General features: G+C 69.7%; 5 protein-coding genes. 4 read left to right on the forward strand and 1 reads right to left on the reverse strand.

The window, feature by feature from the left end; translation table 11 throughout:
* A partial coding sequence (pepN, locus tag KD1_RS13980) for an aminopeptidase N (RefSeq protein WP_068402922.1) occupies positions 1 to 2115 on the reverse strand: 2115 nt, incomplete at its 3' end.
* Between the two features lie 109 nt (positions 2116 to 2224).
* On the opposite strand from pepN, the gene KD1_RS13985 reads away from it, so the two are divergent.
* From KD1_RS13985 to trmB, 4 genes are read left to right on the forward strand one after another with little or no spacing between them, the layout of a single operon-like run.
* A complete protein-coding gene (locus tag KD1_RS13985; RefSeq protein ID WP_068402923.1) occupies positions 2225 to 2869 on the forward strand; it encodes a mycothiol-dependent nitroreductase Rv2466c family protein in 645 nt (214 codons plus the stop codon).
* Positions 2869 to 3360 carry a ribose-5-phosphate isomerase gene (locus KD1_RS13990; RefSeq protein WP_068402924.1) on the forward strand — a complete coding sequence of 164 codons (492 nt, stop codon included), beginning with the start codon at positions 2869 to 2871 and terminating at the stop codon, positions 3358 to 3360. Before KD1_RS13985 ends, KD1_RS13990 begins: the two co-directional genes overlap by 1 nt.
* Entirely contained in the window at positions 3347 to 4516 is a 1170-nt protein-coding gene (locus KD1_RS13995) for a PP2C family protein-serine/threonine phosphatase (protein ID WP_068402933.1), read from the forward strand. The genes KD1_RS13990 and KD1_RS13995 overlap by 14 nt, the downstream gene beginning before the upstream one ends.
* Positions 4504 to 5184 carry a tRNA (guanosine(46)-N7)-methyltransferase TrmB gene (gene trmB, locus KD1_RS14000; protein WP_245627422.1) on the forward strand — a complete coding sequence of 227 codons (681 nt, stop codon included), beginning with the start codon at positions 4504 to 4506 and terminating at the stop codon, positions 5182 to 5184. The genes KD1_RS13995 and trmB overlap by 13 nt, the downstream gene beginning before the upstream one ends.
* The last annotated feature ends 336 nt before the right edge of the window (positions 5185 to 5520 follow it).

Genomic DNA, 5520 nt, shown 5'->3' on the forward strand with positions numbered 1-5520 from the left:
GGCTCCGGCGGCGGTGAGCCCGGCGAGCAGACGCCAGCGCATGTCGGTGTCCAGGGCCAGCCCGGGCAGTGTCACCTCGCCCGAAAGCAGACCCGCAGCCCAGGCCGTGTCGTCGCCGGGAGCCAGGAGCGCCGCGTGCGCCGAGACCAGCTGGAGCTGGGCGTCGCTGGCCGCTGGCGCGCTGATCGCCAGGTCGCGCAGGGTGTGCACGACGTGGCGGCGCATCTTCGGCCGATGCGAGGCGCTGGTGAAGCGCAACGTCGCCGTGGAGATCTGCTCGAGCAACGTCTTGACCATCGTCGAGTCGGTCTTGCCGGGCAGCGCGTCCAGGGCCAGCCGGATGTAGTCGCACGCGGCGATCTCGCCGTCGCGGGTCTGGTCCCACAGCGCGGCCAGCGTCAGCGTCGCCGGCAGTGACTCGGTGAACGCCTGCGGGTACGCCAGTGCGGTGGCCAGCGACCGCTCGTCGAATCGGATCTTCGCGTACGTCAGATCGTCGTCGTTGACCAGGAGCAGGTCGGGCTGGCGCTGACCGACCAGCTGCGGCAGCGCGGTGGTGGGGCCATCGACGTCTATCTCGAACCGCTCACGGCGTACCAACCGCGCTCCGTGCAGGTCATAGACCCCCACGGCCAGCCGGTGCGGGCGCAACGTCGGATGCTGCGCCGTCGCGGTCTGCTCGATGTGGGCCTGCGAGACGTAGCCGCGGCTGTCGGCCGTGATGACCGGGCGCAGCGTGTTGACCCCGGCCGTCTCGAGCCAGAGCGCCGACCAGGCCCGCAGGTCGCGGCCGCTGGTCGCCTCGAGCTCCTTGAGCAGATCGTCGAGGGTCGTGTTGCCCCAGGCGTGTGTGGCGAAGTACGTGCGCAGGCCGGCCACGAACGGCTCCCGCCCGACGTAGGCCACCAATTGCTTGAGCACGGAGGCGCCCTTGGCGTACGTGATGCCGTCGAAGTTGACCTCGACGTCGGCCAGGTCGCGAATCGGAGCGACGATCGGGTGGGTGGTCGAGAGCTGGTCCTGGCGGTAGGCCCACGACTTCTCGTGCGCGCAGAACGTCTGCCACGCCGACGTCCACGCGGTGGCCTCGGCCTGGCACGTGGTCGAGGCCCACTCGGCGAACGACTCGTTGAGCCACAGGTCGTTCCACCACTTCATCGTCACGAGGTTGCCGAACCACATGTGCGCGAGCTCGTGGAGGATCGTCAGCGCCCGGCGCTCGATGAGCGACTCGGTGACCTTGGCGCGGAAGACGTACTTCTCGTTGAAGGTCACCAGACCGGCGTTCTCCATCGCGCCCCAGTTGTACTCGGGCGTGAACACCTGGTCGTACTTGCCGAAGGCGTAGGGGTGGTCGAACTCCGCCTCGAAGAACGCGAACCCCTGCTTGGTCACCTCGAGGATGTTGTCGGCGTCGAGGTACTCGACCAGCGATTTGCGGCAGAACACACCGAGGTCGACGTCCCCGGAACGGGTGGCGACGGTGTCGCGCACGACGGCGAACGGGCCGGCGACGAGGGCGGTGATGTACGACGCCATCGTCGGGGTCGGGGCGAACCGCCACGTCGCGACGCCGTCCGGGGCTGCAGCGCCGTCGAAGTCGGTCGGCGTGGGCGTCGGGGTGGCCGTGTTGGACAGGACCTGCCAGTGGGCCGGGCCGGTCACGGTGAAGGTGAACGACGCCTTGAGGTCGGGCTGCTCGAAGACCGGGTACATGCGGCGGGAATGCGGCACCTCGAATTGGCTGTACAGGTACACCTCGTTGTCGACCGGGTCGACGAAGCGGTGCAGCCCCTCACCGGTGTTCATGTAGTTCCCGGTCGCGTCGATCGTCAGGACGTTCTGCTGGGCCAACCCCGGCACGCGGACTCGGGCCCCGTCGTAGTGGTCGGCCGGGTCGAGGGCCGCGCCGTTGAGGTCGATCGACTGGACCGAGTCGCCGATGAAGTCGACGAAGGTCTCGCCGCCGGCGGTCGTGGCGCTGAAGGTGATGGTCGATCGGGTGCGAAAGGTCGTCTCGGAGGTGGTGAGGTCGAGGGCGACGTCGTACGTCTGCACGGAGACGAGTCCGGCGCGCTCCTCGGCCTCGTCGCGGGTGAGGTTGGTGCCGGGCACTGGTCCTCCTGGAGTGGGTTGCCGGGGCTGGGTGACCGCGCACGCGCGCAGGTGGACTCATGCTTGCACATGGTCGGTCGGGCGCGCCGGTGATGAGAGGATGGCGCCCATGACCGATGCCACTGGTGCCCCCACACTCACATCCGTCGAGTTCTTCTTCGATCCGACCTGCCCCTGGGCGTGGATGTCCTCACGCTGGATGATGGAGGTGCAGAAGATCCGTGCGGTCGACGTCACCTGGACGCAGATGTCGCTGGCTGCGCTCAACGAGGGTCGCGATCTCGACCCGAACTACGCCGACCACATGCAGGTGGCCTGGCGCTACGCCCGCGTGCTCGCGGCGGCCATTCGCGATCACGGCGAGGAGATCACCAAGCCGCTCTACGACGCGCTCGGCACCCGGATCCACATCGAGGCCCGCAGCGATGTCGACGCCGTGATCGCCGAGGCCCTGGCCGAGGTCGGGCTGCCGGGTGAGCTGGCGCAGCTCGCCGACGACACCTCCCTGGACGACATCATCCGGGCCAAGCAGGCTCGCGTGGTCGAGCTCGTCGGCGCGGACGTGGGCACGCCGACGATCTCGATCGACGGAGTCGCGTTCTTCGGGCCGGTCATCACGCCGGCCCCCAAGGGTGAAGAGGCCGGTCGGTTGTTCGACGGCTGTGTGCTGGTGGCCAACACGCCCGGTTTCTACGAACTCAAGCGCACCCGGACCTCCGGTCCGATCATCGAGGGGCGGAAGGCGGACTCCTGATGCGCGTTCACATCGGCGGCGACCACGCCGCCTACGACCTGCTCAACGACCTCGTCCAGTACTGCACCGAGGCCGGCCACGAGGTCATCAACCACGGCCCGACCCAGTACGACGCCCTCGACGACTACCCGGTGTTCGTGCTGCGCGCGGCGCAGGCGCTGGCGGCCGACCTCGAGGCCGGCGTCGACGCGAGGGGCATCGTGCTGGGCGGTTCGGGCAACGGTGAGCAGATGGCTGCCAACAAGGTCCGTGGCATTCGCGCGGCGCTGTGCTACAACGATGAGATGGCCGGCTTGGCCCGAGAACACAACGACGCCCAGGTCATCTCCCTGGGCGGGCGCATGAACACGGTCGCGCAGGCGCGCTCGATGGTCACCGTGTTCCTCGGGACGGCCTTCTCCGGGGAGCCGCGTCACCAGCGACGACTCGACATGGTCTCGGCGTACGAGACCGACGGCACCCTGCCGCCCACCCCCGTTGTCGCTGACTGATCGGATCGAGCCCGCCCTGTCCTCCACCCCGCTGCCCGAACCCACGCCGGCCGAGGTGAGCATCATCGCCCGACGCCGGTCGCGCACGGCGCTCCGTCGGGCCGTTCGTGAGCGCTGGGGGTGGGTGGTGGACAGCCAGCAGTGGTGGCTCGGCGGCGTCCTGCTCGCCGTCACGGTGCTCGGGTGCCTGCTGGTGCGGTACCCGCACCAGGTGCCGGTGTCCGTGCTCATCGTCTGCGCCGTCGTGGCCGGGGTGCGGCTGCAGGTCAAGATGTTGGTCGCCGTCTTCGCGTACATCCTCGTGTGGCTGGTCGTCTTCTACGTGCTGCTGCACGGGGAGAAGGACGCCCTGCCGCTGGCCTCACTCGCGGTGCTCGTGGTGATGGGCATCCTGCTCGTCTCGGCCGTCGCACGCGCCCGCCTCGGCCTGCAGGGGGCCAGCAGCACCACGCTGCTGCTGGACCTGCGCGACCGACTGCGCGCCCACGGGCAGTTGCCGCGGCTCCCGGTCGGCTGGAGCGGGGAGGCAGAGCTGCGTTCGGCCCATGGCGAGGGCTTCTCCGGTGACTTCGTCGTGACGAACCTCAGCGCCGACGGGCGGCTGCTCGAGGTGACCGTCGTCGACGTCTCGGGCAAGGGGTCGGATGCCGGTTCTCGGGCGTTGCAGTTGCAGGGCGCGTTCTCCGGCATGCAGGGCTCCCTGCCGCCCGAGGAGTTCCTCCCGGCGGCCAATGGCTACCTGCTTCGCCAGCACTGGGACGAGGGGTTCGCCACGGCGATCCACATCAGCCTCGATCTCGTGACCGGTGAGGCCGCGGTGACCTCCGCCGGTCACCCCCCGGCCGTCCGGTTCGACGCGTCCGCGGGGCTCTGGCACGTCATGGGCAACCGCCCCGGCCCGTTGCTCGGTGTCATCTCCGACGTCTCCTTCACCTCGGCCAACATCACCCTGGAGAGAGGGGACGCCGTGCTCCTGTACACCGACGGTGTCATCGAGGGCCGCACCACCCGGCTGCTCGACGGGATCGATCGACTTGCCGGAATCGCCGAGGCCAAGGTGCCGACCGGCCTGAACGGGCTGGCCGAACGGCTGTGTGCCACGGCCCGCGGCGGTCAGGGCGACGACCGGGCGGTGGTGGTCCTGTGGCGCAACTGAGCCCCCAGGAACGCCCGCGCACCACGGTGCGCTCGTTCACCCCACGGTGGCGCGACTCGGCCCTCACACGCGAGCGGATGGCCGAGTTCATGCCGGTGCGGGGCGTGCCCGACGGACCACTCGACGCGATCGATCTGACCGGTCGCGACGCTCCGCTCGTGTTGGAGATCGGCTGTGGTCACGGCGCGGCCGCCATTGCCTACGCGCTCGCGCACCCCGATCACGACCTCATCGCCGTCGACGTGCACGTGCCCGGCCTGGCCCGCATGATGGCCGCGGCCGACACGGCGGGGGTCGGCAACCTGTGGGTGCATCAGGGGGATGCCATCGAGTTCATCGAGGATTCGATCGCCCCGTCCAGCCTGAGCGCCGTGCACCTGTTCTTTCCCGACCCCTGGCCGAAGAAGCGTCACGAGAAGCGGCGCTTCGTGCAGCAACGCACCCTGTCGCTGGTGCGCGACCGGCTCGTGCCCGGCGGGACGCTGCGCATCGCCACCGACCACGCCCAGTACGCCCAGTGGGCGTTGGACCAGTTGGCCGAGCACGGCGGGTTCGAGGTCACCACGGGGGAGCGGCCGCCGTGGCGGCCCACCGACGGGTTCGAGGACAAGGGCCGGCGCGCGGGCCGGGACATCACCGAGATCGCCGCGCTGAGCACCAAGGCATGACAACGGCCGCAGGCCCCCTCGGGTGAGGGGGCCTGCGGCGCTTCTGGAGCGGGCGACGGGAATCGAACCCGCGTAGCTAGTTTGGAAGTGCGACCCTCTGAACCGGTATTCGTGCAGGTCAGACGGCCCAAAAGCGCCTGACCTGTAGTTTTCGTGCCCCAGCATAGGGCACGGAATGGCACCGTGTCGCACGCTTGGGCACGTTGTGGCACGCCGTTAGGGCACGTTAGGGCACGACTTCGGGGTCCTGGCGCGTCGAGAGGGGCCACCTCGGCGGCCGGCGACCTCGGCGGCCGGCGACCTCGGCGGACCGGCGGGCGAGCCCTGGCGACCACC

It is taken from the genome of Kribbia dieselivorans NBRC 106261, assembly GCF_001552435.1.
Lineage (GTDB): Bacteria > Actinomycetota > Actinomycetes > Actinomycetales > Dermatophilaceae > Kribbia > Kribbia dieselivorans.

Excerpts from the sequence above, each read along its gene's own strand:
- KD1_RS13985 (WP_068402923.1), top strand. The coding sequence starts at position 2,225 with ATGACCGATGCCACTGGTGCCCCCACACTCACATCCGTCGAGTTCTTC.
- KD1_RS13990 (WP_068402924.1), top strand. The coding sequence starts at position 2,869 with ATGCGCGTTCACATCGGCGGCGACCACGCCGCCTACGACCTGCTCAAC.